The sequence below is a fragment of the Micromonospora pisi genome, from assembly GCF_003633685.1.
Lineage (GTDB): Bacteria > Actinomycetota > Actinomycetes > Mycobacteriales > Micromonosporaceae > Micromonospora_G > Micromonospora_G pisi.
The window spans coordinates 1,673,151-1,696,104 of sequence record NZ_RBKT01000001.1 but is presented as its reverse complement, the minus strand read 5'-3'; the positions used below and the strand labels follow the sequence as shown (position 1 = coordinate 1,696,104).

Annotated in this window: 27 protein-coding genes; 12 read left to right on the top strand and 15 right to left on the bottom strand. The window is 69.1% G+C overall.

Annotated elements, in window-relative coordinates; genetic code table 11:
* Positions 1-294: 294 nt before the first annotated feature.
* The 6 genes from uvrA to BDK92_RS06410 all read left to right on the top strand — a co-directional run bounded on the left by uvrA (position 295) and on the right by BDK92_RS06410 (position 8,005).
* A complete protein-coding gene (gene uvrA, locus BDK92_RS06435) occupies positions 295-3,354 on the top strand; it encodes an excinuclease ABC subunit UvrA (RefSeq protein ID WP_121155505.1) in 3,060 nt (1,019 codons plus the stop codon).
* A gap of 103 nt (positions 3,355-3,457) precedes the next feature.
* On the top strand, positions 3,458-3,925 hold the full coding sequence (locus BDK92_RS06430; RefSeq protein ID WP_121155503.1) for a Rieske (2Fe-2S) protein: 468 nt from the start codon (positions 3,458-3,460) through the stop codon (positions 3,923-3,925).
* Between the two features lie 94 nt (positions 3,926-4,019).
* Complete coding sequence (locus BDK92_RS06425; protein WP_121155501.1) at positions 4,020-4,763, top strand: MBL fold metallo-hydrolase; 744 nt, start codon at positions 4,020-4,022, stop codon at positions 4,761-4,763.
* A gap of 130 nt (positions 4,764-4,893) precedes the next feature.
* Positions 4,894-6,834: an excinuclease ABC subunit UvrC gene (gene uvrC, locus BDK92_RS06420; RefSeq protein WP_121155499.1), complete on the top strand. Its 1,941-nt coding sequence runs from the start codon at positions 4,894-4,896 to the stop codon at positions 6,832-6,834.
* Positions 6,835-6,867: 33 nt separating this feature from the next.
* Complete coding sequence (locus BDK92_RS06415) at positions 6,868-7,383, top strand: HAD family hydrolase (protein WP_121155497.1); 516 nt, start codon at positions 6,868-6,870, stop codon at positions 7,381-7,383.
* A gap of 40 nt (positions 7,384-7,423) precedes the next feature.
* Positions 7,424-8,005, top strand: a complete 582-nt coding sequence (locus BDK92_RS06410; RefSeq protein WP_121155496.1) for a GNAT family N-acetyltransferase — start codon at positions 7,424-7,426, stop codon at positions 8,003-8,005.
* Here BDK92_RS06410 and BDK92_RS06405 read toward each other — a convergent pair.
* Entirely contained in the window at positions 8,002-8,529 is a 528-nt protein-coding gene (locus BDK92_RS06405; protein ID WP_121155494.1) for a MarR family winged helix-turn-helix transcriptional regulator, read from the bottom strand. The genes BDK92_RS06410 and BDK92_RS06405 overlap by 4 nt on opposite strands.
* A gap of 69 nt (positions 8,530-8,598) precedes the next feature.
* Here BDK92_RS06405 and BDK92_RS06400 point away from each other — a divergent pair, with 69 nt between their 5' ends.
* A complete protein-coding gene (locus BDK92_RS06400; protein ID WP_121155492.1) occupies positions 8,599-9,849 on the top strand; it encodes an MFS transporter in 1,251 nt (416 codons plus the stop codon).
* A gap of 37 nt (positions 9,850-9,886) precedes the next feature.
* Here the strand turns inward: BDK92_RS06400 and BDK92_RS06395 are convergent, their stop codons facing one another.
* Genes BDK92_RS06395 through BDK92_RS38855 form a run of 5 tightly spaced genes read right to left on the bottom strand, consistent with a single transcriptional unit; the run spans position 9,887 to position 12,304 of the window.
* Positions 9,887-10,333, bottom strand: a complete 447-nt coding sequence (locus tag BDK92_RS06395; protein WP_121155490.1) for a hypothetical protein — start codon at positions 10,331-10,333, stop codon at positions 9,887-9,889.
* Between the two features lie 4 nt (positions 10,334-10,337).
* Positions 10,338-10,985, bottom strand: a complete 648-nt coding sequence (locus tag BDK92_RS06390; RefSeq protein WP_121155488.1) for a hypothetical protein — start codon at positions 10,983-10,985, stop codon at positions 10,338-10,340.
* Between the two features lie 13 nt (positions 10,986-10,998).
* The gene (locus BDK92_RS06385; RefSeq protein ID WP_121155486.1) at positions 10,999-11,490 is read right to left on the bottom strand and encodes a WXG100-like domain-containing protein; all 492 of its coding nucleotides are present in this window, start codon (positions 11,488-11,490) and stop codon (positions 10,999-11,001) included.
* Between the two features lie 17 nt (positions 11,491-11,507).
* The gene (locus BDK92_RS38860) at positions 11,508-11,825 is read right to left on the bottom strand and encodes a WXG100 family type VII secretion target (RefSeq protein ID WP_170208515.1); all 318 of its coding nucleotides are present in this window, start codon (positions 11,823-11,825) and stop codon (positions 11,508-11,510) included.
* Positions 11,826-11,833: 8 nt separating this feature from the next.
* Positions 11,834-12,304: a YbaB/EbfC family nucleoid-associated protein gene (locus tag BDK92_RS38855; RefSeq protein ID WP_170208514.1), complete on the bottom strand. Its 471-nt coding sequence runs from the start codon at positions 12,302-12,304 to the stop codon at positions 11,834-11,836.
* Between the two features lie 139 nt (positions 12,305-12,443).
* On the opposite strand from BDK92_RS38855, the gene BDK92_RS06375 reads away from it, so the two are divergent.
* Both BDK92_RS06375 and BDK92_RS06370 read left to right on the top strand, forming a co-directional pair.
* On the top strand, positions 12,444-12,776 hold the full coding sequence (locus BDK92_RS06375; RefSeq protein ID WP_121155483.1) for an ArsR/SmtB family transcription factor: 333 nt from the start codon (positions 12,444-12,446) through the stop codon (positions 12,774-12,776).
* A 14-nt stretch (positions 12,777-12,790) separates the two neighbouring features.
* Entirely contained in the window at positions 12,791-13,285 is a 495-nt protein-coding gene (locus tag BDK92_RS06370; protein WP_121155481.1) for an SRPBCC family protein, read from the top strand.
* A gap of 66 nt (positions 13,286-13,351) precedes the next feature.
* Here BDK92_RS06370 and BDK92_RS06365 read toward each other — a convergent pair whose 3' ends face one another.
* Positions 13,352-13,987: a CG0192-related protein gene (locus tag BDK92_RS06365; protein WP_121155479.1), complete on the bottom strand. Its 636-nt coding sequence runs from the start codon at positions 13,985-13,987 to the stop codon at positions 13,352-13,354.
* Positions 13,988-13,994: 7 nt separating this feature from the next.
* Here BDK92_RS06365 and BDK92_RS06360 point away from each other — a divergent pair, with 7 nt between their 5' ends.
* On the top strand, positions 13,995-14,510 hold the full coding sequence (locus BDK92_RS06360) for a hypothetical protein (protein WP_211349109.1): 516 nt from the start codon (positions 13,995-13,997) through the stop codon (positions 14,508-14,510).
* Here BDK92_RS06360 and BDK92_RS06355 read toward each other — a convergent pair.
* The 5 genes from BDK92_RS06355 to BDK92_RS06335 all read right to left on the bottom strand — a co-directional run bounded on the left by BDK92_RS06355 (position 14,486) and on the right by BDK92_RS06335 (position 18,725).
* The gene (locus tag BDK92_RS06355; protein WP_246016855.1) at positions 14,486-15,535 is read right to left on the bottom strand and encodes a sigma-70 family RNA polymerase sigma factor; all 1,050 of its coding nucleotides are present in this window, start codon (positions 15,533-15,535) and stop codon (positions 14,486-14,488) included. The genes BDK92_RS06360 and BDK92_RS06355 overlap by 25 nt on opposite strands.
* Before the next feature lie 34 nt (positions 15,536-15,569).
* Positions 15,570-17,156 carry a nucleotidyl transferase AbiEii/AbiGii toxin family protein gene (locus tag BDK92_RS06350; RefSeq protein WP_246016854.1) on the bottom strand — a complete coding sequence of 529 codons (1,587 nt, stop codon included), beginning with the start codon at positions 17,154-17,156 and terminating at the stop codon, positions 15,570-15,572.
* Positions 17,157-17,219: 63 nt separating this feature from the next.
* Complete coding sequence (locus BDK92_RS06345) at positions 17,220-17,579, bottom strand: hypothetical protein (RefSeq protein WP_121155475.1); 360 nt, start codon at positions 17,577-17,579, stop codon at positions 17,220-17,222.
* A gap of 181 nt (positions 17,580-17,760) precedes the next feature.
* The gene (locus tag BDK92_RS06340; RefSeq protein ID WP_147456927.1) at positions 17,761-18,222 is read right to left on the bottom strand and encodes a DUF6924 domain-containing protein; all 462 of its coding nucleotides are present in this window, start codon (positions 18,220-18,222) and stop codon (positions 17,761-17,763) included.
* A 44-nt stretch (positions 18,223-18,266) separates the two neighbouring features.
* Positions 18,267-18,725 carry a hypothetical protein gene (locus BDK92_RS06335; protein ID WP_121155471.1) on the bottom strand — a complete coding sequence of 153 codons (459 nt, stop codon included), beginning with the start codon at positions 18,723-18,725 and terminating at the stop codon, positions 18,267-18,269.
* A 102-nt stretch (positions 18,726-18,827) separates the two neighbouring features.
* Between BDK92_RS06335 and BDK92_RS06330 the strand changes: the two genes are divergently transcribed.
* Positions 18,828-19,856 carry an LLM class flavin-dependent oxidoreductase gene (locus tag BDK92_RS06330; RefSeq protein WP_121155469.1) on the top strand — a complete coding sequence of 343 codons (1,029 nt, stop codon included), beginning with the start codon at positions 18,828-18,830 and terminating at the stop codon, positions 19,854-19,856.
* 53 nt (positions 19,857-19,909) lie between these two features.
* Here BDK92_RS06330 and BDK92_RS06325 read toward each other — a convergent pair whose 3' ends face one another.
* Entirely contained in the window at positions 19,910-20,749 is an 840-nt protein-coding gene (locus tag BDK92_RS06325; protein ID WP_170208513.1) for an alpha/beta fold hydrolase, read from the bottom strand.
* Complete coding sequence (locus BDK92_RS06320) at positions 20,746-21,330, bottom strand: TetR/AcrR family transcriptional regulator (RefSeq protein ID WP_121155465.1); 585 nt, start codon at positions 21,328-21,330, stop codon at positions 20,746-20,748. The genes BDK92_RS06325 and BDK92_RS06320 overlap by 4 nt, the downstream gene beginning before the upstream one ends.
* Before the next feature lie 127 nt (positions 21,331-21,457).
* Here BDK92_RS06320 and BDK92_RS06315 point away from each other — a divergent pair, with 127 nt between their 5' ends.
* On the top strand, positions 21,458-22,234 hold the full coding sequence (locus BDK92_RS06315) for a hypothetical protein (protein ID WP_121155463.1): 777 nt from the start codon (positions 21,458-21,460) through the stop codon (positions 22,232-22,234).
* 169 nt (positions 22,235-22,403) lie between these two features.
* Here BDK92_RS06315 and BDK92_RS06310 read toward each other — a convergent pair whose 3' ends face one another.
* On the bottom strand, positions 22,404-22,919 hold the full coding sequence (locus tag BDK92_RS06310; protein WP_121155461.1) for a GNAT family N-acetyltransferase: 516 nt from the start codon (positions 22,917-22,919) through the stop codon (positions 22,404-22,406).
* Between the last annotated feature and the right edge of the window lie 35 nt (positions 22,920-22,954).

Sequence of the window (22,954 nt, the reverse complement as noted above, 5' to 3'; positions counted from 1 at the left end):
CCGGCCCGGTCCGGCCGGCTCTGGCGCGGGGGGCCACGTCGCTGACCAGGGCAGACGTCCGGCTGGGAGAAAGTGTCGTACGCCGGGGCTAGAGTTGCCGAGGCGCATTCTTGGCGTCTGCCGGACCATCGGAACCGGTGCCAAGATCGCTGACTGGGCAGTCGCCGGGTTGGACATAACCGGCGGACTGGACGCAGTTGCTGAACCGGACCTAAAAGCAGAATCTTTTCGAGCAGTAGAAACTTGTCCCGACGGGCAGGTTCTCGCTTTCTTCTCCCCGGGAGTACACGGACAGTGGCCGACCGCATGATCATTCGCGGCGCGCGCGAGCACAACCTGCGCGACGTCAACCTCGACCTGCCGCGGGACGCAATGATCGTCTTCACCGGGCTCTCCGGCTCGGGCAAGTCGAGCCTGGCCTTTGACACGATCTTCGCCGAGGGTCAGCGACGCTACGTGGAGTCGCTCTCCTCGTACGCTCGGCAGTTCCTCGGCCAGATGGACAAACCAGACGTCGACTTCATCGAGGGGCTGAGCCCGGCGGTGTCGATCGACCAGAAGTCCACCTCGCGCAACCCTCGCTCGACGGTGGGCACGATCACCGAGGTCTACGACTACCTCCGCCTGCTCTACGCCCGGGTCGGCGAGCCGCACTGCCCGGTCTGCGGGGAGCGGATCTCCAAGCAGAGCCCGCAGCAGATCGTCGACCGGGTGCTGGCGATGAAGGAGGGCACCCGGTTCATGGTGCTCGCGCCGGTGATCCGTGGCCGCAAGGGGGAATACCTCGACCTCTTCGCCGAACTCCAGGGCAAGGGGTACGCCCGGGCCCGGGTCGACGGCACGGTCTACCCGCTGACCGAGTTCATCGGCGAGTCCCCGGCGACCAAGCTGAAGAAGCAGGAGAAGCACACCATCGAGGTGGTGGTCGACCGGCTTGCCGTCAAGACCTCGGCGAAGCAGCGGCTGACCGACTCGGTGGAGTCCGCGCTCGCCCTCTCCGGTGGGCTGGTCCTGCTCGACTTCGTCGACCTGGCCGAGGACGACCCGGACCGGGAGCGGCGCTACTCCGAGCACCTGGCCTGCCCGAACGACCACCCGCTGGCGATCGAGGACCTGGAACCCCGGGTCTTCTCCTTCAACGCCCCGTACGGCGCCTGCCCCGAGTGCACCGGCCTGGGTACGAAGAAGGAGGTGGATCCGGAACTGCTCGTACCGGACCCGGAGCGGACCCTGCGCGAGGGGGCCATCCAGCCCTGGTCGTCGGGGCAGACCCTGGAATACTTCCTGCACCTGCTGGAGGCGTTGGGCGAGGCGGAGCACTTCGACCTCGACACCCCGTGGCGCAAGCTTCCCTCGCGGGCGCAGAAGACCATCCTGCACGGCTCCGGTGACCAGGTGCACGTGCGCTACCGCAACAAGTACGGCCGCGAACGCTCCTACTACACCGGCTTCGAGGGTGTGGTGCAGTGGATCGAGCGCCGGCACGCCGACACCGAGTCGGACTGGTCGCGGGACAAGTACGAGGGCTACATGCGGGACGTACCCTGTGCGGCCTGCGGCGGGGCCCGGCTCAAGCCCGAGGTGCTCGCGGTCACCCTCGGCGGTCGGAGCATCGCCGAGACCTGCGCCCTCTCGGTGGGCGAGTGCGCCGAACTGCTCGCCGTACTGGAACTCACCGACCGGCAGAAGATGATCGCCGAGCGGGTGCTCAAGGAGATCAACGCCCGGCTGCGCTTCCTGGTCGACGTCGGCCTGGACTACCTCTCGCTGGACCGGCCGGCCGGCACCCTCTCCGGTGGCGAGGCCCAGCGCATCCGGCTCGCCACCCAGATCGGTTCCGGTCTGGTCGGCGTCCTCTACGTGCTCGACGAGCCGTCGATCGGGCTGCACCAGCGCGACAACCACCGGTTGATCGAGACCCTGGTCCGGCTCAAGAACCTGGGCAACACCCTGATCGTGGTCGAGCACGACGAGGACACCATCCGGGTCGCCGACTGGATCGTCGACATCGGGCCGGGTGCGGGCGAGCACGGCGGCAAGATCGTGCACAGCGGCTCCGTACCCGAACTGCTCAGAAATCCCGAGTCGGTCACCGGCGCCTACCTCTCCGGGCGCCGCAAGATCCCCACCCCGAAGCAGCGCCGGCCGCAGACGCCCGGACGTGAGCTGGTGGTGCACGGAGCGCGTGAGCACAACCTGCGCAACCTGACCGTGTCGTTCCCCCTCGGTCAGTTCACCGCCGTCACCGGGGTCAGCGGTTCGGGGAAGTCGACCCTGGTCAACGACATCCTGTACGCGGTCCTGGCGAACCAGATCAACGGTGCGCGGATGGTGCCGGGGCGGCACACCCGGGTCGCCGGCCTCGAACACGTGGACAAGGTCGTCGGAGTCGACCAGTCGCCGATCGGCCGTACGCCGAGGTCCAACCCGGCGACGTACACCGGGGTCTGGGACCACGTCCGCAAGCTCTTCGCCGAGACGACCGAGGCGAAGGTACGCGGCTACGGCCCGGGCCGGTTCTCCTTCAACGTGAAGGGTGGACGCTGCGAGGCGTGCAGTGGTGACGGCACGATCAAGATCGAGATGAACTTCCTGCCCGACGTCTACGTGCCCTGCGAGGTCTGCAAGGGTGCCCGGTACAACCGGGAGACCCTCGAGGTGCACTACAAGGGGCGGACCGTCGCCGACGTACTGCAGATGCCGATCGAGGAAGCGGCGGACTTCTTCTCCGCGATCCCGGCGATCCACCGGCACCTCAAGACGCTGGTCGACGTGGGCCTCGGCTACGTACGGCTCGGCCAGTCCGCGCCGACGCTCTCCGGTGGCGAGGCGCAGCGCGTCAAGCTCGCCTCCGAGCTGCAGAAACGTTCCACCGGCCGGACCGTGTACGTGCTCGACGAGCCGACCACGGGTCTGCACTTCGAGGACATCCGCAAGCTGCTCGGCGTGTTGGAGAGCCTGGTCGACAAGGGCAACACGGTGATCGTGATCGAACACAACCTGGACGTGATCAAGACCGCTGACTGGCTGATCGACATGGGCCCGGAGGGCGGCCACCGGGGCGGCCTGATGCTCGCCGCCGGCACGCCGGAGGAGTTGGCCGAGGTGCCGACCAGCCACACCGGTCAGTTCCTCCGTCCGGTGCTCGGTCTCAAGGGCACGGCAAAGGGCTCGGAGACGGCGACCGCACGGGCCGACAAGGCCAACGGCGCGGCGACGGCGAAGACGCGGACGAGCGCGGCCAAGGCGGCGCCGGCCACGGCGGCACCGGCCACGGCTACGAAGGCCAAGGCCGGCGCGGCCAAGACCGCGGCGACCCCGGCCCGAGGGCGCCGAGCGGCGTCCGGGGTCTGATTCGTGCCCAACTGAACCAATGCCGGGGATCTTGCGTGTCTACTGTCGTGGCCGTAGCACCAGCCCAGACACGGCCGCCACAGTCGAAGAGGAAAGGCTAGGCATGAGTGACGATCAGATCGTGACCGCTCCGGTGCAGACCCGCCGCGCCATGCTGTTGGGCGCGGGCGCCGTAGGCGCGACCGTGGTGCTCGCCGCCTGCGGCACCGACAACTCCACCGACGGTGCCGACGACGCCGCTCCGGGCAGCGACCCGGGCGCGAGCGACCCGACCGGCGGCGGCGCGGACGTGCTGACCAAGACCGGTGAGGTGCCGGTCGGCGGTGGCCTGATCTTCGCGGCCAAGGACGTGGTGGTGACCCAGCCGACCGCTGGCCAGTTCAAGGCGTTCAGCGCGATCTGCACCCACCAGAACTGCCCGGTGACCAGCGTCGACGGTGGCACGATCAACTGCACCTGTCACGGCAGCAAGTTCTCGATCACCGACGGCTCGGTGAAGACCGGACCGGCGACCCGGCCGCTGGCGACCAAGGAGGTCAAGGTCGACGGGGAGAACATCACCCTCGCCTGACCTGCGGGCCGCATCCTCGGCTGATCTGCGGGCCGGCCTGACGCGGCAAGCGCGACACTCCGCGTCAGGGCCGGGCCCGCTCTACGATGCGTGCATGCGGCTGACCGTGCTCGGTGCCTGCGGTGCGTGGCCGGAAGCCGGCCAGGCGTGCAGCGGATACCTGGTCGAACAGGACGGCTTCCGGCTGCTCCTCGACATCGGGTACGCCACCCTGCCGCGACTGCTGGAGCGGATCGGCGCCGAGCAGGTCGACGCGGTCTTCGTCAGCCACGGTCATCCCGACCACTGCGCCGACCTCAACCCGCTGCTGCGGGCACGCCATCTGCGGGCGGAGAAACCCACAGCACTCCCGGTGTACGCGCTGCCCGGTGCCGTGGACGCGGTACTCGCGCTGGACCGGCCCGGAATGCTCGACGACGCGTACGTCCGGCACGAGTTCAACGCCGGCGACCGGCTGCGGATCGGCCCGTTCGAGGCGGAGACCCGGCTGCTGCCGCACTGGGTGCCGAACGCCGGGATACGTCTGACCTCCGGTGGGCGGGTGCTCACGTACACCGGCGACACCGGGCCGAGCCCGGACGTGGTGGAACTGGCCCACGACTCCGACCTGCTGCTCGCCGAGGCGAGCCACGTCGACGAGGTGCCGGCGGACTCCGTACACGACCTGACCAGCGCCCGGCAGGCCGGCACACAGGCAGCCGAGGCAGGTGTCGGGATGCTGCTGCTGACCCACTTCTGGCCGGGAACCGACCGCACCGCCGCGCAGGCGGCGGCCGGCGAGACGTACGACGGTGAGGTTGGCGCCGCCGAGCCCGGCCTGATCGTCGAACTCACCTGAGGGTAAGGAAGGGCCCCTTGTTATCGCTTTCTGTATAGGAAGGGGCCCTTCCAAACGGGCCTCACGGGGCTGGGGGAGTGGGGGCCGAGCCTGGGCGGGAATGACAGGGGCGCGGACTACGCTTGCTGGCGTGGCTGACCCCTCGACCTACCGTCCCGCCCCCGGCACGATCCCGGAGGCTCCCGGGGTCTACCGCTTCCGCGACCCGACCGGCAAGGTGATCTACGTCGGCAAGGCCAAGAGCCTGCGCAGCCGACTCAACTCCTATTTCGGCGAGATCTGGAACCTGCACCAGCGGACCCAGCAGATGGTCACCACCGCCGCCTCGGTCGACTGGGTCACGGTCGGCACCGAGGTCGAGGCGCTCCAGCTCGAATACTCCTGGATCAAGCAGTACGACCCCCGGTTCAATGTCCGCTACCGGGACGACAAGTCGTACCCGTACCTTGCCGTCACCCTCGACGAGGAGTACCCGAGGCTCCAGGTGATGCGCGGCGCCAAGCGCAAGGGGGTCCGTTACTTCGGGCCGTACTCGCACGCCTGGGCCATCCGCGAGACCCTCGACCTGCTGTTACGTGTCTTTCCGTCGCGCACCTGCTCCTCCGGGGTGTTCAAGCGGGCCGGTCAGATCGGTCGCCCGTGCCTGCTCGGCGACATCGGCAAGTGCTCGGCGCCCTGCGTCGGCCGGGTCTCCGCCGAGGAGCACCGGGAGATCGTGGAGAACTTCTGCGACTTCATGGCCGGCCGGACCGACACCATGGTCCGCCGCCTCGAACGGGAGATGCTCGACGCGAGCGAGCAGCTGGAGTTCGAGCTTGCGGCGCGGCTGCGCGACGATGTGGCCGCGCTGCGCCGGGCAATGGAGAAGCAGACTGTGGTGCTCGGCGACGGCACCGACGCGGACGTGGTCGCCTTCGCCGAGGACCCCCTCGAAGCGGCGGTCCAGGTCTTCCACGTACGCGACGGTCGGGTGCGCGGCCAGCGGGGTTGGGTGGTGGAGAAGGTCGAGGACCTGACCACCGGTGACCTGGTGCACCACTTCTGCACCCAGGTCTACGGCGGTGAGCAGGGCGAGACCGACGTACCCCGGGAGCTGCTGGTGCCGGCCCTGCCGCCGGACGCCGACGCGCTCGCCGACTGGCTCTCCGAGCACCGGGGGAGCAGGGTCAGCCTCCGGGTGCCGCAGCGCGGCGACAAGCGGACGCTGCTGGAGACCGTCGGGCGCAACGCCGGTGAGGCGCTGACCCGGCACAAGTTGCGCCGTTCCGGTGACCTCACCACCCGGAGCAAGGCGCTCGACGAGATCACCGAGGCGCTCGGCCTGCGTACGTCGCCGCTGCGGATCGAGTGTTACGACATCTCGCAGATCCAGGGCACCGACGTGGTCGCCAGCATGGTCGTCTTCGAGGACGGGCTGCCTCGCAAGAGCGAATACCGGCGGTTCGTGGTGCGCGGCGCGACCGACGACCTCTCCGCCATGTCCGAGGTGCTGCGCCGCCGGTTCGCCCGTTATCTGGAGACCCGGGCGGAAACCGGTGAGCTGGGCGAGGAGATGGCGGCCGATCCGGACCGTCCCGGCATCGATCCGACCACCGGGCGTCCGCGCAGGTTCGCGTACCCCCCGCAGCTCGTGGTGGTCGACGGCGGGCAGCCTCAGGTGGCCGCCGCCGCGGCGGTGCTGGCCGAACTCGGCATCGACGACGTCGCGCTCTGCGGCCTGGCGAAGCGACTGGAGGAGGTGTGGTTGCCCGACGACGAGTTCCCGGTGATCATGCCGCGTACCTCCGAGGGTCTCTACCTGCTGCAACGGGTCCGGGACGAGGCGCACCGCTTTGCCATCACGTTCCACCGGGAGCGCCGGTCGAAGCGGATGACCACCTCCGGCCTGGACAACGTGCCCGGTCTCGGCGAGGTACGCCGCAAGGCGCTGCTGCGGCATTTCGGGTCGGTCAAGCGACTGGCCGCTGCCGGGGTCGACGAGATCGTCGAGGTGCCGGGCATCGGCCGGCGGACCGCCGAGGCGATCCTCGCCGCGCTCGACCCGGACCGGACCACGGCCCCGCCCGCCTGATTCCCCGCGGATCGGCTCGACCGACTCGGAGCAATGGTCGGTCCGACCTTCGACCGGACGGCCAGTCACGCCCGGTTCATCGCCCATCGGCGACGTATGCACCTGTCGATGGACTTCCGTCCGGGCATCCGGGACTGGTTGCGGGATGCCCGGGAGCTGGGCCTGGCCTGCGCCGTTGCCAGCAGCTCGCCCCTGCGCTGGGTGGGAGAACACCTGTCCCGGGTGGGCGCGTTCGACATGTTCGACGTCGTCGCCACCGGTGAGGAGGTGGCCGCCCACAAGCCGGATCCCGCGGTCTATCTGCTCGCGCTCGATCGGCTCGGGACGACCGCCTCCGCCTCGCTGGCCGTGGAGGACACCCCGCACGGTGTCGCCGCCGCCAGGGGCGCCGGAATGGCCACCGTGGCGATTCCGAACCCGTTCGTCGATGTCGCGCAGGTCGGCGCGGCGGACGTGGTGCTCCGCAGCGCCGCCGATCTCCCGCTGGCGGACGTCATCACCCGGCTCTCGGGCCGGTGGCGGGTGCCGGCGCGCGGACCGTACGCATAACATCGGCAACGATCACCGAACCGGGGGGCGTGAGGACGAGATGCGGACCGACATTCCCGGAGCGGCCGGCACCCACGGGACCGAGCGACTGGTGCTGACCGTTCCAGAGCACGGCGACCTGACCGAGCTGTACCGGTTGTACGCGGATCCGCAGGTGTGGCGCGATGATCCGATCAGCCGCCACACCACCGTCGACCAGACCGAATCCATGATCGATCGTTGGCGGGCCGCCTGGCTTCGTGATGGTCTGGGCATCTGGGTGGCGCGCGGCACCGAGCCGTCCGCCCAGGGGCAACTGGTGGGGATCGGTGGTTGCTTCGTCCGTCACGGCGTGGCGTGGAACCTCGGCTTCCGCCTCTCGCCGACCTTCTGGGGCCAGGGGTACGCCCAGGAGATCATCCGTGCCGCGGTCGGCGCCGCTCGGGCGACGCGTACGGACCTGCCGCTGACGGCGTACCTGCTGGAGGGCAACACACGATCGCGGCGGACGACGGAGCGGGCCGGGCTACGCCTGGTGTGGCGTGGCCCAGACGCGGGCAACCCCGACCCGCACGCCGTACGGCTGCTCTACGCGGATCAGGATCTGTCGCCCGCGCTGGTGAAGACCCTGACCGACGACTAGTCGTCGCCCGCCACCGCCGCGTTCTGTTCGACGTCCGCCGTCTCCGCGGCGAGCATGACCCGGCGCAGCAGGTCGGAGAGGGTCCTGCGTTCGGCCGGGTCGAGGGCGCCGAGCAGTCGGTGCTCCTCCTTGCCGAGGAGCTTCATCGCCCCGAGCCAGGCGGCGTGCCCGGTTTCGGTGAGTTGGATGTCCACGCGGCGGCGGTCGGTGGCCGAGGGGATGCGGCGGACGAAGTCGCGTCGCTCCAGCGCGTCCAGGCGGGCGGTCACCGACGGTGGGGCCATGTCGAGGTCGGCGGCGAGTTCCGACGGGGTGGCCCGGCCGCGCCGGCCGGCCAGGGCGTGCAGGGTGTCGAACTCGTGTCGTTGGAACCCGAAGTCGACGAGGTACCTCTCCTTGACCCGTCGTAGGTGGCGGGTCAGCTTTGTCGCGCGGGTGACCGCTCCCTCCACGTCGGGGTCGAGGTCGGGAAGGACCGGTAGCCAGCGGTCGACGTGGTCGTCGGTCGAGTCGCGGTGCTCCATCGCACTACTCTATGTCACCATCGAATTATTCGTTGACGAAAGGTTCGACATCGAACTAACTTCTCGGGGGTGATTCATCCGCTCCGGCACCGCGCCTTCCGGCTGCTCCTCGTCGGCCGTACCCTCTCCGCCCTCGGCGACGCCGTCATACCCGCCGCGCTCGCCCTCGCCGTACTCCGGGTCACCGGTTCGACCTCGGCGCTGGCCCTCGTGCTCGCCTGTGCGACGGTGCCCAAGCTGCTGCTCCTGCCGGTCGGGGGCGTTGTCGCCGACCGCTTCGACGCCCGTCGGGTCGCACTCGTCACCGACCTCGTCCGCTGCGCCGCCCAACTCTTCATCGGCGTCGAACTGCTCGGCGCCGGCCCGACCCTGACCCACATCGCCGCCGCGTCGGCGGTCGGCGGCGTCGCCTCCGCCTTCGCCATGCCGACAACCTCACCCCTGGTCGCCGGAACCCTCGAGCAACCGGACCGCCAAGCCGCGAACGCCCTGCTCGCCGTCGCGTCCAACGCCACCAGACTCGGCGGGCCGGCGCTCGCCGGACTGCTGATCCTGACCGCCGGTCCCGGCTGGGCGTTCATCCTCGACGCCGCGTCGTTCGCCGCCAGCGCCGCGCTGCTCACCACCATCCGGGTACGCCGCACCCCGATCGAACGCCGGTCACTCCTCGCCGACCTGGCGGAAGGCTGGACCGAGGTACGCACCCGCGACTGGTACTGGAGCAGCCTGATCGCCCACGCCGCCTGGAACGGCGCCGCCGCGATCCTGGTCACCCTCGGTCCCGTCATCGTGGTCGATCAACTCGGCGGCGAGGGTGTCTGGGTACTGGTCCTGGAAGCGGGCGCGGTCGGACTGCTGCTCGGCTCGCTCCTGGCCGGACGGGTGCGACCGAAGCGACCGATCCTGGTGGCGAACCTCGGGCTGGCGACGTACGCGCTCCCGCTCCTGCTGCTGGCGACCGCCGCGCCCGCGCCGGCCGTCATCGCTTCGTACGGCATCGCGCTGGCCGCGCTCGGGTTCCTCAATCCGGTGTGGCAGACCGTGGTCCAGGCCGAGATCCCATCACACGTCCTCGCCCGGGTCACCTCGTACGACTGGCTGCTCTCGCTGGCCGCGACGCCGGTCGGCTACGCCCTGGCCCCGCTCGGTGCGAGCCTGTGGTCGGCGGAGCTGCCCCTGGTCGCGGCGGCGGTCGTCGTCGCGCTCGCCTGCCTCGGCACCGCCGCCCTCCCCAGCGTACGACGCATCGGCGCCGAGCCCGCCGCGCCGTCCGAGACCCCTGCTCCCGTTCCGGAGACACGCCCCAGCATTACCCGCTAGCCGAGCCTGCGGCAGACACCACGCCGGATTCGGTCGGTCAGACGATTGGTTGCAGACCCGCGTCGTAGACGCCGTCGCCGGTGACCAGCAGACCGTCGAGGGTGCTCGCGATGAACGACTGGACGAGGTCGAGCAGTTCCCAGGCGTCGTCGTTGAGGGACTCCGGCCAGAGTTCGATGCCGACGATCTGTCGGGTGGCGCGGATCCGCTGCGCGACCTCCGGGGGCAACGGAGCGGGCGGTTCCGCCAGGGCCTCGTCGACGTAGAGCTGGGTCTCCTCGGCGCCGACATTCCTGAGGAAGACGATCGGGCGTCCGATGCCGGGCAGGCGCATCTCCAACCGGCGCCACGCCGGATCGTCGCCGGGCTGCGGTGAGTACGAGGGTTCGCCGTCGCCGTACCACGTCTCGTCCGCGCGTTCAGCGATCTCGGACGGTGTCAGTCGGGCGTCGGAGGTGCAGAAGATGTTGTGGAACTGGGACACCGGGTCACCCTTCGCCGGTCTCGGGCGGGACGTAGCGCTTGGTCATCGGGTCGTCGCTCCTACTGTATCGAATCCATCGGTCCTCGCTGGGAGCTGATTTGTCGACGAACTGCAGGGTGTCGTTCTCCCCGAGCGCCGGCACCTCGTTGGCCAGTTTCACCCGCTCGCGCGCCTCCGGCAGCCCGCCCTGGGTCATTGCACCGACCTCGAAGTAGTCGGTGCCGCCCGTCGCGTTGGGGCGTACCCCGTCAACCCACTGGGGGCCGAGTTGTACGTTCTCGACCTCTTGGACGCCGTAGTGCTCGGCAAGGTATTCCTTGGCGGCCACCTGCTCGCTGCCGCCCCGACGGCCGGGGCGGCCACCGGCGGCGGCGGGGTCGTAGTGGCTGGTTTTCCACTTGTCGAAGGGGAGCACCTGGTCCTGGGTTTTGCCCTTGCTGTGGGCCTGGTGCAGGTACCGCTGGTACCGCCACTCGGCGGCACCGGTGGCGCCATGGGGTGGCTTCGGGCCGGTCGGCGGGGACGGGGGCCAGCCGCCCCGCCCGGCCGGCGGTACGCCTCTGGCGCTGCCCGGCACGTCGGCGGTGTCGAAGACCTCGTCGGCCTTGCGCGCGATGATTCCGCTGACGGCGCTGTCGACCTTTCTGCCCACGCCCCTGGAATCCCTAGCCAAGGAGAGCCTCCAAGGCTTGACCGACCAGGTAGTCGATGGCGATGTCGGCCAGCTTCTTGAACACCGGGATCTCCAGCAGGGATGCGCCAAAGGTGGGTGCCGCGGTGGCGATCGCCTGGATGATCTGGATCAGGAGGATGGTCAGTTGGACGATGACGCTGATCTTCAGGGCGAGGACGACCGCAGCGCAGACGATCAGGGCCGCGCCGATCGCCTGGGCGCCCGTCACGGCGTTGTCCAGCACGGGCACCGCCGCCGAATTCGCTGTCCACAACTTCGCGAATGCGTCCGTCGCTGGCCCGTTGTTCTGCGCCAGCACCGACTGCCCGGCCGCGTGGGCCTGAGCCGGCAGCGGTGCGACCTGATCGGCGAACCCGAACCACATCTGGGCGAGTTCGAACATCTTTGTCTCGTCCGCTTTCGGCCACGTGTAGCCGAGTTCGTTGAGTAGATCGGCGAGCTCGCCGGGAAGCTGCAATCCCATGGTCGGTCTCCTCGGCGTCAGCGCAGCAGGCGGCGAAATCCGTCGGCGATCTGCTCGTCGGCTTCGGCGTACCGGGCGGCCATCTCCTGCAGGCCGGTGCCGAAGCCGGCGAGACTCTCCACCACGGTGCCGATCGAGTCGGCGGCGATCTGGTGCGCCGCCTGGTACGAGGTGGCGATGAGGCTGCTGACGTCGTCGTCGCCGAAGATGTCTCCCATGGCCTCGACCTGGCTACTGAACTGCTGCCAGAGGGTCTGCAGGTTTTCCCCAACCCGGCCGATGCCAGCACCGTTCTCGGCGAGGTTCTCCGGCTCGACCTCGAATTGGTTGTCCACCACAGCGCCTACCGATTTCGGGACTGGATGCGGTCCAGCGCGGAGGTGAGGGTCTGGGTGAACATCGCCATGCTGCGCATCGACTCGTCCTGCAGGTCGGCGAGGCTCGCGGCCAGTTGTTCGGTCTCGGGTACGTCCGTGCTCTCCTGCGCGGAGCCGGCGCGGGTGTGCAGGCCGAGATCGGCGAAGGCGTCGTTGACTGCCGCGATGATCTGTTCGCAGACCGCCTCGGTGCCTTCGCGTAGCAACCGGGGGTCGACGGTCAACGACTGGAGTTGGCCGGCGGAGACGGTGGCCAGTACCCATCCAGCCGGATCACTGCCCTGACCGGTCAACGGCTGCGGTGGCTCTGTGTTCGCGTCCTCGTCGGAGGGAGCGGCGGCGCCGGTGGCTGCGGCGGCACGCATCCGGGCGAGTTGCTGCCGGGTCTCGGTCAACATGTGATCGAAACCGCGCAGGCCGTTGGTGTAGTCCGTCATCGGTGCACCCCCGAGGTGGCGATCGATCGATGGCGTTTACACAGTAGGTGGTCGATACACCCTCGCGCTGCCCCGCCGGAGAGGGCCGTCAGGGGAGCTTGCTTGTGCCCCGCACGGATCGGCACTAACGTACAACTATATGGTTGTAGATGAGCTGGACGCGGCGGAAGTAGACCGAATCTTCCACGCGCTCGCGGACGCGACCCGGCGCGACATCCTCGCCCAGGTGATCCGGAGCGAGCAATCCGTCTCGGCGCTCGCACAGCATTACCCGATGAGCTTCGCGGCCGTACAGAAGCACGTCGCGGTGCTCGAACGGGCCCTGCTCGTTACCAAGAAGAGGCGGGGACGGGAGCAGATCGTCCACGGGGACCTGGCGGCGCTGCGCAAGGCGACCCGCCTCCTCGGCGCGTACGAGGAGATCTGGCGGTATCGCACCGGTCAGATCGAGCAGATCCTGGCCGAAGACTGAGAGGATCCAACACGGTGGCGGTAGTGGATACGTTCAAGGACAGTGCGGCGTTGACCCTGACCATGGTCGCCGAGTTCGACGCGAGCGTCGAGCGGGTGTGGCAGGTCTGGGAGGACCCACGCCAGCTGGAGCGTTGGTGGGGCCCGCCGGCCTGGCCGGCCACCTTCGAACGGCACGAGTTCGTGGTGGGCGGGCGGTCCGCCTACTACATGACCGGTCCCGAGGGCCAGAAGTCCCGAGGCTGGTGGCGGATGACCGCGATCGAAGCACCGTACCGGCTGGAGTTCGACGACGGCTTCGCCGACGACGACGGCGAACCTGTCACCACCATCGAGCCGACCCACGCCGTGGTGACACTCGAGGCGGTCGGCTCCGGGACACGCATGACGACCGTCAGCCAGTTCACCAACGCGGAGCAGCTCGAACAGATGCTCGCGATGGGCATGGAAGAGGGGCTGCGGCAGGCCATGGGACAGATCGACGAACTGCTCGTCGAGGCCGCCGGCTGAGGTCGACGCCCTCCGCTGACGTCGGCGGCTCGCGCCGACGTCAGCGGCGCTGGGCGCGGTCCCGGCTCAGCGTGGGGTGGCGTACGCCAGCGTCACCGGGGTCTCCTGGCCGTCCCAGGTGCCGGTCAGGATGGCGCCGGCCACCGGGTTGCCGGCGGGGAGACGACGCAGGACCGTCAACCGTACGGAGTCCGTCACGACGGCCGTGCTGTTGTCCTCGTCGGTGACGTGGTGCAACGCGCCGGTGGCGGGGATGTCGGCGTCTGCGACACCACTGCCGGTGACGAGCATGTTCGGCTCGCGGTGTTCGACCTTGCCATCGACCTCGAAGTACTCGTCCGCCTGGACGCCGCCGGAGTAGATCACTTCGGTCAGTGCCGCGACATAGACGGGATCTCCGCACCCGTCGTACACCCAGCGCCGGCCGAGAACCGAGTGCTCGGTGGTGCCGATCAGCCAGTCGTCGGCACCGTCCAGCGGCGCGTCACGGTACGTCAGCGGAACCTGGTGGACCGGCCCGGCACCGGCCCGGACGAGCATCGTCTCGACTCCCACCGCACCGGCGGGGTCGTCGAACCGGAAGGCCGCCACCCGTTCGACGTCGGCGGCAGCCGGCCCCTCGTACCACGGGCGGCCGGGCAGCCAGGACGCCAGGAGTTCGAGTTTGGTCGGGTGCAGTTCAGCGCGATGCAGCAGTGCCATGGGTCGAATGCTAAACGTGGGGAGCGTACGGGCAGCGCGCCGGCTCGCCGTTCCGGCGCAGGACCGGATCCTGCGCGACCACGAAACCTCGCCTCCCACGCCGGTCGAGATGTTCGAGGCGGCCGCCGCCAATATCGTCGCGCTCTACCGTCGGATCGGCTCCGCGACGTTGTTCGACAACGCCTGGCGGGTGCTGCCGGCCGACCAGCATCGCCGGCTCTGGCGTGGCCCCGGCGAACGGTCGATAGTCGCTATCATCGACCTCGCCGATGGCCGAAGCGTCGCCGTCGCCTCCGACTTCGGAATGGATACGCCGCACTGGGTCGTCTGCCGCCTCGAAACGGTCCCCAACGGATCGACCGACCCGATCGACCGCGAGTTCCGACTGGTCGAAGACCCAGCCGAGGTGCCGGTATACGGCACCTCACTCGCACTCCTGCTCGACGCCGCGCTCGACTCCGGCGGCGACATCACCCACCTCGAAACCGGTCGGCTCGATCAGTTGGACAGCCTCACCCCGTGACCGGCGTCCGTGAGGGTCAGCGGCAGATTGAACGCCGGGAAGCTGGCGTCGAGGAACGAGACCACCTCGGCGACCCGTGTGCCGCGCAGGACGAGCAGGTCCAGACCTGCCGCAACGTAGCCACCCCGGTCCTTGTCCCACAGGTACGTGCCGAAGGCGAGCTGTCCGTTCGCCCGCGCGGGTAGGAAACGCCACCGTCGCCTGAGTGGTCCGTCGACCAGGAAGCCGCGGATGTTGTCGTGGCCCACGTACCAGGCGGTCAGTGGCGGCATCGAGTACTTCGCGTCCTCGGTCAGCATCGCCACGATGGCGTCGACGTCCCCGGCCTCCCAGGCGGTGGCGTACCGCCGGGCCAGCCTCCGCCGCGTCGATTCCCCGAGCGCGGCCATCGTGTGCTGTTGGGTGTTCTCCGGCAGGAGCCCGGTGAGGGTCTTCCTGGCGCGTTGCAGCGCGCTGTTGACCGCCGCGACCGTGGTCTCCAGCAGGTCGGCGGTCTCGCTGGCGCTGTAGCCGAGCACATCGCGCAGGAGCAGGACGGCTCGCGGTGCGGCGGACAGGTGTTGCAGAGCGGCGACGAATGCCAGCTCCACGCTCTCCCGTGCCAGTACGCGAGCCTCCGGGCTCAGCTCCGCCGTCCAGCCCATCAGCCGGTCCGGGTACGGTTCGAGCCACGTCGCCTCGGCCAGCGCGGTGCCCTCGGGACCCAGGTCGGTGGGGAGTTCACGCCGCCCCCGCCGTTCGATGAGCGTCAGCGACCGGTTCGTCGCGATCTTGTACAGCCAGGGCCGTACCGAACCGCGTTCCTCGAAGCGTGCCAGGCCGCGCCAGGCCCGGTCCAGGGTGTCCTGGACCGCGTCCTCCGCGTCGTGGAGCGACCCCAACATTCGGTAGCAGTGCGCGCGCAACTCGTCGCGCAACGGCCCGACCAGACGACCGAAGGCATCGTGATCACCGGCCTGCGCGGCGGCCACCAGTTCCGGCTCCGCCATCACGGATTCATCCGCCCGGTCCGACTCGACCCGCATCCACCGTCCTCATCGTCGTCCCATGGCACGCACCCTAGAGCAGGGCGCCGGCGGGCCGGTCGAGCGCGAGCGCCAGGCGGTGCTTCCACGCATCGACGTCGCCGGTGACCCCCGGGTACTCGTCGGTGAAGTTGCGCCAGTCGACGTCCCAGCGGAGCACGGTCTCGGCGGTGAAGGTGTCCGCCTCGGCGCCCAACTCGGGCCGGAGCAGGTCCCGTACGAGTCGCAGGTCCACGGTGGTGTACTCGGCGAGCAGGACGGCGTCGTACAGGTCCTTGCCCTGTGGGTACATGTCGGTGCCGAGCCACATGAGCTTCCAGGCAAGCGAGAGCGCCGGCGGTGCCGCTCGCATCGCCTCTCCCACACCGTCGATCCGAATCGTGGTGGGTTCCATGGGAAGGTGCTCGTTGAAGACAAAATCCAGCTGTACGGAACCGGTCAGGTCGTGGGCGGCGGTGAACGGGACGGCCAGACGCCGGCCGTCGGCACGTTCGTAGGTCCAGATGTCCTCCACCTGGACCCGGTCGGGATCCAGCCCCGCCCCCGGATGCCCGCGCAGTGCCGACACCACCCCGTCCAGCATCTCCCGGGCCTCGGGACTGTTGATCGAGAGCGCGAACGGCGTCACGACGAAGTCCAGGTCGCCCGGCTCCCGGGCGGCGTCGCCGAGCCAGGCCGACAACGTGACGCTGCCCCGCAGGACGAGATGCTCCGCCCAGCGGGTCCGGTTGATGACGTTCAACAGGTGCGTCATCGCCGTACGGCGAGCCGTGGTCCACCGTTGCCCGACGACCGGGTCGGCGAACTCGGGCTCTCCCGCCCGGTAGGCGTTCGGGCGCTGTTTGAGCGCCGGGTCGAAGGCTGCCCGCTGCCGCAGCCCCGGATTGTCGGGGAGCGGCAGATACGTACGGGGATAGTCGGGTGTGCCGGCGGGCGCGCGGCGCATCCGGTCCTCCCAGCCGCCCTGACCGGCCTGCTCCGTGCGGACGAGCCACTCCGCGTCGAGCCGCGAACAGTCGTCGAACACGACGTACGTCTGCTCGGCCGCGACGACCTGCCAACCGTGACCGCGCAGTGTGCCGACGAGTTGGTCGAGGTGAGCCTGCGCCGTGGCCCGGCCGGCGTTCCGGCAGCGCTGCGTGACGAACCGCTCGTCGAGGCCGTCGGTGCGGGTCCGCTGAGCGTCTCGTGACAGCCGGGCACCGTGCCGTTCGGCCAGTTCCGTCACGGCCAGCAGTGTCGCCACCCCTGGTGGCAGCAGCAGCCGCAGGCGATGCTCGAAGTAGCGACCCGAGGGTTGGGCGGCCGCCTCCTCGTCCGTCGCCGGAACGCCCTCGCACCAGGACGCGGCCCTGATCCTGCTCCGCACGACCCGCAGGCCCGCCTGCTCCAGCCGCTCGCTCCATCGCTGGGCGACGCCGCGCTGTCGATCCAGCGAACCGGCGCCGGCCAGCGTCAGCATGGGCTGGGACGGTGCCAGACCCCGGTCCAGCACCACGTGCGTGTACTTCAACCCGTTGTCCTCGGCGAAGCCCGCCAACGGGTCGGCGTCACCGGCGCCAACGGTCACATCGATCTCGAAGTCGCCGGTGATACCGGCCATGACGCGTTCTCCCGACACGGCGATCACCATACGAGTAGGGGTTCGCACCGACCCGGTACGGGCCGCGCCGCCCGGCGTCGGTCAGTTGTCGCCGCCGGTCCAGCCGTGGACCTTCTCGCCGAGCAGGATGAAGACCAGTACGGCGTTGACGGCGACCGCGATCCATGCCTGGGCGGCGCCCACGCCGTCGTTGGCGGCGGCCACCGCGACGGACAGGACGTTGACGCCGCAGACGGTCAGCGCGCCGGTACGCCCCCACCGCGCACCGAAGAAGAGGCCGATGCCCGACGTGACCTGCGCCGCCGAGAGCAGGAGACTGATCACCGCCATCAGGATGACCACGTCCTCCTCACCATGGGAGATCGCGTCCTCCAGCAGCACCGTTCCGAGTGACGTGCCGAGCAGGCCGTAGCCGACCAGCAACAGCGAGACGACCCACACCGAGCCGGGTCTCGTGGTCGGTCGGGGCGGCGACGGTCGGGAATAACGTGGCCGCAGCGGGGGTCGCGACGCGCCGTCCTGAGCCATGGGGATCGTCTCCTTCGCCGGTAGGCACCCGCCCGGAGCGTATCGACGTAAGGCAATCAGTGGCGGGGCGGGTGCCGCGTACCCGCTTCCCGCCCTATTCGAAGCCGCGGAAGATGCCGTCCTCGTCGACGTTGTCGGCGAATTCCTCCCAGTCCATGTTCGCCAGCGAGAGGTTGTTCTGCACCGACCACATCTCTTCCGGCACCACCCGGAACGTGGCGCCGTAGTGCGGCCCCTTGCCCTGGTCCTCGAGGCCCTCCACCCAGTCGTAGAGGTTCACCACGAGAATCGGGCGGTCGGGATGGGTGAGCGCCTCCGTGTCGACGAGGAACACGAACCTCTCGTGTGAATCGGCCGGTACGAGTTCAAGCAGCCGTGCGGCGGTGACACCCTCGTACGCCTTGTCGTCGACGAACTCGACGTAGGCCTCGAACTCGTCCTCGGTCTGCGGCTCGGTGATTGCCGCCTGGATGCGCGTCCACTCCTCTTCGTGGCTGAAGTCGGTACGGATCACCAGGGAGGCTTCGGAGCTTCTACGCCAGATTGTGTCGTTCACAGGGCCTACGACGTGCCGGCTGGTGCGTGGGTTCAACCGCGTGCTCACCTGCCCCCGACGAAGGATTTCGCGGGAACGAAGAGGCGGTGGCCATGCTGATAGTTCAACCACGCGCCCTCGACCGTCCAAACGACTGTCAGCCGGCCCGGATCCATCCCGGTCGCGTCGACCCGGACAAGATGCCCGTAGCCCCCGCTCGGGTCGCTTCCGAGGACGACCTCGTAGTGGTCCAGGGAGGAGGTGCCGCCCGCCGAGAGCTGGAGAGCGGCGATCGGCGCCCGGACGTGTACGAGGACCGCGACGTGGGAGTTGTCGCCGTCCGCGTACCGCACCTCCGGTGGTTGGTTGATGACCTCCACGACGGTTCTCCGGGGCCAGCAGAGCAGGACGGCGCCGATCACGACGCCGACGGCCAGCACGACGGCCACGGCGATTCGGACCGAGCGGACCCGTTCCGGCGTACGGGGCACCGGGCGAGCGGACAGGGCAGCGGCGTCAGCCATCGCGCCAGTGTTCCACCGAAGGTCGACGGGTACGGTGATCTCCTGCCCGACCGGGCGGTTGTTGGGGTACGGCAGAGCATGCCGTGGACGATGGGGGGCCCTGTGCCGCTGCCCTCGGAGCCGCTGCGAAAGCTGGGCTTTCTGACCATCGGGTTGTTCGACGACGCCGATCCTCGCCCGGGTCACGAGTCGACGCTCGACATCATCACACTCGGTGAGGAACTGGGCTTCGACAGCGCCTGGGTCCGGCACCGCCACCTCCAGTACGGCATTTCGTCGCCGGTCGCCATCCTGGCGGCGGCCTCCCAACGCACCAGCCGGATCGAGCTGGGCACCGCCGTCATCCCGCTCGGTTGGGAGAATCCGCTGCGGCTGGCCGAGGACCTGGCGACGGTCGACATCCTCTCCGGCGGTCGGCTCAATCCGGGTGTGAGCGTCGGGCCGCCGATGCACTACGAGCAGGTCAAGGACGCGCTCTACCCGGACACCGCCGATGTCGAGGACTTCAGCTACCAGAGGGTACGGCGACTGCTGGACTTCGTCCGGGGTGAGTCGGCCACCGACTTCAGTGGTGTCGAGGGCTTTGAGGTGTTCTCCCACCGGGTGCAGCCACACTCCCCGGGTCTGGGACGCCGCATGTGGTACGGCGGGGCGAGCCTGCGGTCCGCCCAGTGGGCTGGTGAGAACGGGATGAACTTCCTGACCAGCAGCGTGGTGAAGGCGGAGGAGTCGGAGAACTTCGCCGAGATCCAGCTCTCGCACATCCGGACCTTCCGCGAGCACCACCCCGATGGTGCCGGTGCCCGGGTCTCGCAGGGGCTGGTGGTGATCCCCACCGACAGTGCCTCGCCGGAGCAGCGGGCGAAGTACCAGGCGTACGCGCGGCAGCGGACGCCGCGTACCGCCAGCCCGCAGGGGCCCGGGCGGATGATGTTCGCGCCCGACCTCGTCGGTACGTCGTCGGAGATCGCCGAACGGCTCTACGCGCACGCCGCCTTCCGGGAGGTCGACGAGGTCGCGTTCGCGTTGCCGTTCACCTTCGACCACGACGACTACGTGCAGATCCTCAGCGACATCGCCACCGGGCTCGGCCCGGCGCTGGGCTGGCGCCCGGCCGACGTCGACCGCTGACCGTACGCGGCGCCGCCGTCGGGGCGCAGGCCGCCCCGAGCCGGCGGCGAGGGTCAGGCCGTGGCCTCGGCGAAGAACCGGCGCAGGGTGTCCGCGACCAGAGTGGGTGCCGTCATCGTCACGAAGTGCGATTGGCCCTGCCAGATGACCTGACGTGCGCCAGGAATGGTGTTCGCGAGGGAGTTCATCGTGCTCGGCATCGGCTCCCAGGTGTCGGCCCCCTGCATCACCAGGGTCGGCACGGTGATCGAGGACCACCGGGCGATGTCCGTGCTGTCCTCGGCGAGCGCTTCGAGATCGTGCAGCCAGCCGATCGCCGAGCGCCGCGCCTCGACCGGGTCGGGTTTCCTGTCATCCGAGGCGGCGGCGAATGCCGCGACGATCTCCGCCGGAACCCGCGTCACTTCGTTCAACACCACGGCCATCGCTCGGGCGTCGTCGCGCTCGAAGGCAGCACGGTACCGATCGAGCAGGAGCACGGTCTTCGTCCCGGCCGCGAAGAGCGGAGCCTCGAAGATGGCGAGTGAACGCAGGTCGCGCGGGGCAGCCGACGCGGTGTGCAACGACAGGGTTGCTCCGTAGGAGGCCCCGACAAGATGGACGGGCTTACCCGATGATCCGCCCGCCGCCTCGATGACGGCGATCACGTCGGAGGTCTCGTCCTTGAACGACTTGCTTCCGGGCGGGACGTCGCTGGGACCGTAGCCGCGCCTGGCCGGCATCCACACCTCGTGGTCGTCGGCAAGCTGGTCCGCGACCACGGCCCAGGAATGCAGCCCACCGCCGGACCCGTGCACCAGGACAACGGGATCACCGGAACCCACACGTCGGACCGCCAGGCGGCTGCCGTCCGCCGACCTGACGTACAGGTCGTGGCTCTCGTGACTGTTCACTCCTGCTCCCTTTTTCTGGTTGGCCAGTTGCTCAGAGTGGTGTGCACCGCGTCGACGATGCTGCCCCAGGAGGCGTCGATATCGCGGGGATGCCCGAATCCGTCGACAGTTTCATGGGTGGCGAAACCGTGGAAGGTGCTGCGCACGAAACGCATGGCGTCAGTCAGGTCCGGTTCGTTGAGCCCGTACCCGCGCAGCATCGCGTAGCTCAGCTCGATCAGCCGCAGATGCCCCGCCGAATTCGTGCCGATCTCGGGCGGCAACTGCAGTTGGGTCGCGGCGTACTGCCCGGGGTGCGCTGTCGCGAAGGTGCGCCACGCGTCGGCGAATCCGGCCAGGGCCTGCCTGCCGGATCGCCCGGCCACGGCGAGCGAGAGCTTGTCAGCCAATGCGGCCGCGGCCCGAACCGCGACCTGGGCGATCAACGCGTCGCGGCTTCGCACATGCGCGTACAGGGCGGCATCCGAGACCCCGAACTGCCGGGCGACCGCCGCGACGGTCAACCGGGACAGCCCGACCTTGTCTGCCAGCTCGGCTGCCGCGGCCGAGACACGCTCGCCCGTCAAACCCTGCCGTGGCATGCCGACCTTTCATGTACTAGGAGCTAACTTAGGAGCCCTAAGTTAGCACATGATCTCCACGGGGACGCTGCTCGTACGGTCAGCGCGACCAGCCCGCCCTGTTGACTGTGCTACCCACCATGGGCGGGTGGAGTATGCGGCGGGTGGTGCCAACTGGGGTAGCGTCCCGGACTGGATTGCCGGCGTTGGCAGCATGCTCGCCTTCGGCGGACTCGCATTCGGACTCTGGTATGAAATCAGACGAGCCAGGCTCGAACGCCAGGACCAGCAGGCCAGACACGCCCGGCTCGTCTACGTCAGTTCCGTGGAGACACGCGACGATCGACATATCGTGACGGTGACGAACGTCGGCAGTGAGCCGGTATTCGACCTGATGGCATTGCCGCTGAATTCTGATGCCATGCGACCGCTGTCGACTCTCAAGAAGAGTTGGTGGAGAGCCTGGCTCGGACATGGAGGATGGCCACCGGATCTGGGCACCAATCTGTTCGGCGACGCCTTCTTTGAGTTCTTCTTCCTCCATGTTCAGACGCTGGTCACGGGTTCCGTGACTCGACGTCGCCGCAGTCTCGGGCCGGGTGGTTCGATCGACATTTCGTGGCCCCGGATGGACGGCTTCCACACCGCCACCGATGGGGGCCCAACTGACAAAAGGCTGCCGGTGCTCGTCGGATCGGCCCTGCCGGACCTGCAGGAGATCGAAATCCGTTTCACGGACAACAACGGGCTGCGGTGGGCGAGAACCCTTCGGCAGCAGCCACGGCGAGTATGGGTGTCGGAGATCCGAAGATCCCAACAGTTCCAGCTCCGGATCTGGCTGATGGGCGAGAGGTGGCGAAGCCGCCGCGAACAGATCCGGACGTTCTTGAGTCGCATGGACTGGCGCAACGACGATGTTCGTTGACGTCGGCTCCTGAAATTCTTGATTGGAGGAGCCCTGGATCCGGGCGGAAGCGGTCAGGCGCGGGTGGCGAGGACCGGTGCGGTGCCGTAGATCGCCGGGTGCAACTTGCGTCAACCGACCGGGTAGGCCACGCCGGTGTTCCGCCCGACGGCGTGGTGGGAGTGGCACGCTACGTATCGTCCGGATGGGCGACGAGTTGGTGCAGGGTGTGGTCCTGCCAGACGCCCGCGATGTTCAGGTAGTTCGGGGCGATGCCGAAGCGAACTGAACCGTTGCGCTCCAGCACCCGCTGCGGGGCTACGTTGTGCAGGAGTGTGCCGACCTCGACCCGGTGCAGCCCCAACTCCTGGAAAGCCACCCGGACGATCTCGCGTACGGCGGCGCTGGCGACGCCCCGGCCGTTGTCGGCGGTGCCCACCCAGTAACCGAGGCTGCGCGACTGGAATGGGCACCGGACGATCGTGTTCAGGATGATTCGGCCGTCATCGACGATCACGTGCGGCAGCGCGGCGCCCCGTTCGTACTGTTCGAGCGCGGTGTCGATGACAACGCGGTGGCCCTCGACGGTGAAGTAGTCCTCGCTCCGGACGGGATCCCACGGGGCGAGGACCTCACGGTTGGTTTGGAGCAGATCGGCCAGGACCGGGACGTCCTCGATCCGGACGAGTCGGGCGGTGACAGCCATCCACCCATGATCGCAGTCGGTGTCCGGGACGGTCC

Excerpts from the sequence above, each read along its gene's own strand:
- BDK92_RS06410 (WP_121155496.1), top strand. The coding sequence starts at position 7,424 with ATGCGGACCGACATTCCCGGAGCGGCCGGCACCCACGGGACCGAGCGA.
- BDK92_RS06360 (WP_211349109.1), top strand. The coding sequence starts at position 13,995 with ATGCTAAACGTGGGGAGCGTACGGGCAGCGCGCCGGCTCGCCGTTCCG.
- BDK92_RS06425 (WP_121155501.1), top strand. The coding sequence starts at position 4,020 with ATGCGGCTGACCGTGCTCGGTGCCTGCGGTGCGTGGCCGGAAGCCGGC.
- BDK92_RS06405 (WP_121155494.1), bottom strand. The coding sequence starts at position 8,529 with ATGGAGCACCGCGACTCGACCGACGACCACGTCGACCGCTGGCTACCG.
- BDK92_RS06375 (WP_121155483.1), top strand. The coding sequence starts at position 12,444 with ATGGTTGTAGATGAGCTGGACGCGGCGGAAGTAGACCGAATCTTCCAC.
- BDK92_RS06355 (WP_246016855.1), bottom strand. The coding sequence starts at position 15,535 with ATGCGGGTCGAGTCGGACCGGGCGGATGAATCCGTGATGGCGGAGCCG.
- BDK92_RS06430 (WP_121155503.1), top strand. The coding sequence starts at position 3,458 with ATGAGTGACGATCAGATCGTGACCGCTCCGGTGCAGACCCGCCGCGCC.
- BDK92_RS06310 (WP_121155461.1), bottom strand. The coding sequence starts at position 22,919 with ATGGCTGTCACCGCCCGACTCGTCCGGATCGAGGACGTCCCGGTCCTG.
- BDK92_RS38855 (WP_170208514.1), bottom strand. The coding sequence starts at position 12,304 with ATGACGGACTACACCAACGGCCTGCGCGGTTTCGATCACATGTTGACC.
- BDK92_RS06320 (WP_121155465.1), bottom strand. The coding sequence starts at position 21,330 with ATGCCACGGCAGGGTTTGACGGGCGAGCGTGTCTCGGCCGCGGCAGCC.
- BDK92_RS06415 (WP_121155497.1), top strand. The coding sequence starts at position 6,868 with ATGGTCGGTCCGACCTTCGACCGGACGGCCAGTCACGCCCGGTTCATC.
- BDK92_RS06365 (WP_121155479.1), bottom strand. The coding sequence starts at position 13,987 with ATGGCACTGCTGCATCGCGCTGAACTGCACCCGACCAAACTCGAACTC.
- BDK92_RS06385 (WP_121155486.1), bottom strand. The coding sequence starts at position 11,490 with ATGGGATTGCAGCTTCCCGGCGAGCTCGCCGATCTACTCAACGAACTC.
- BDK92_RS06335 (WP_121155471.1), bottom strand. The coding sequence starts at position 18,725 with ATGGCTGACGCCGCTGCCCTGTCCGCTCGCCCGGTGCCCCGTACGCCG.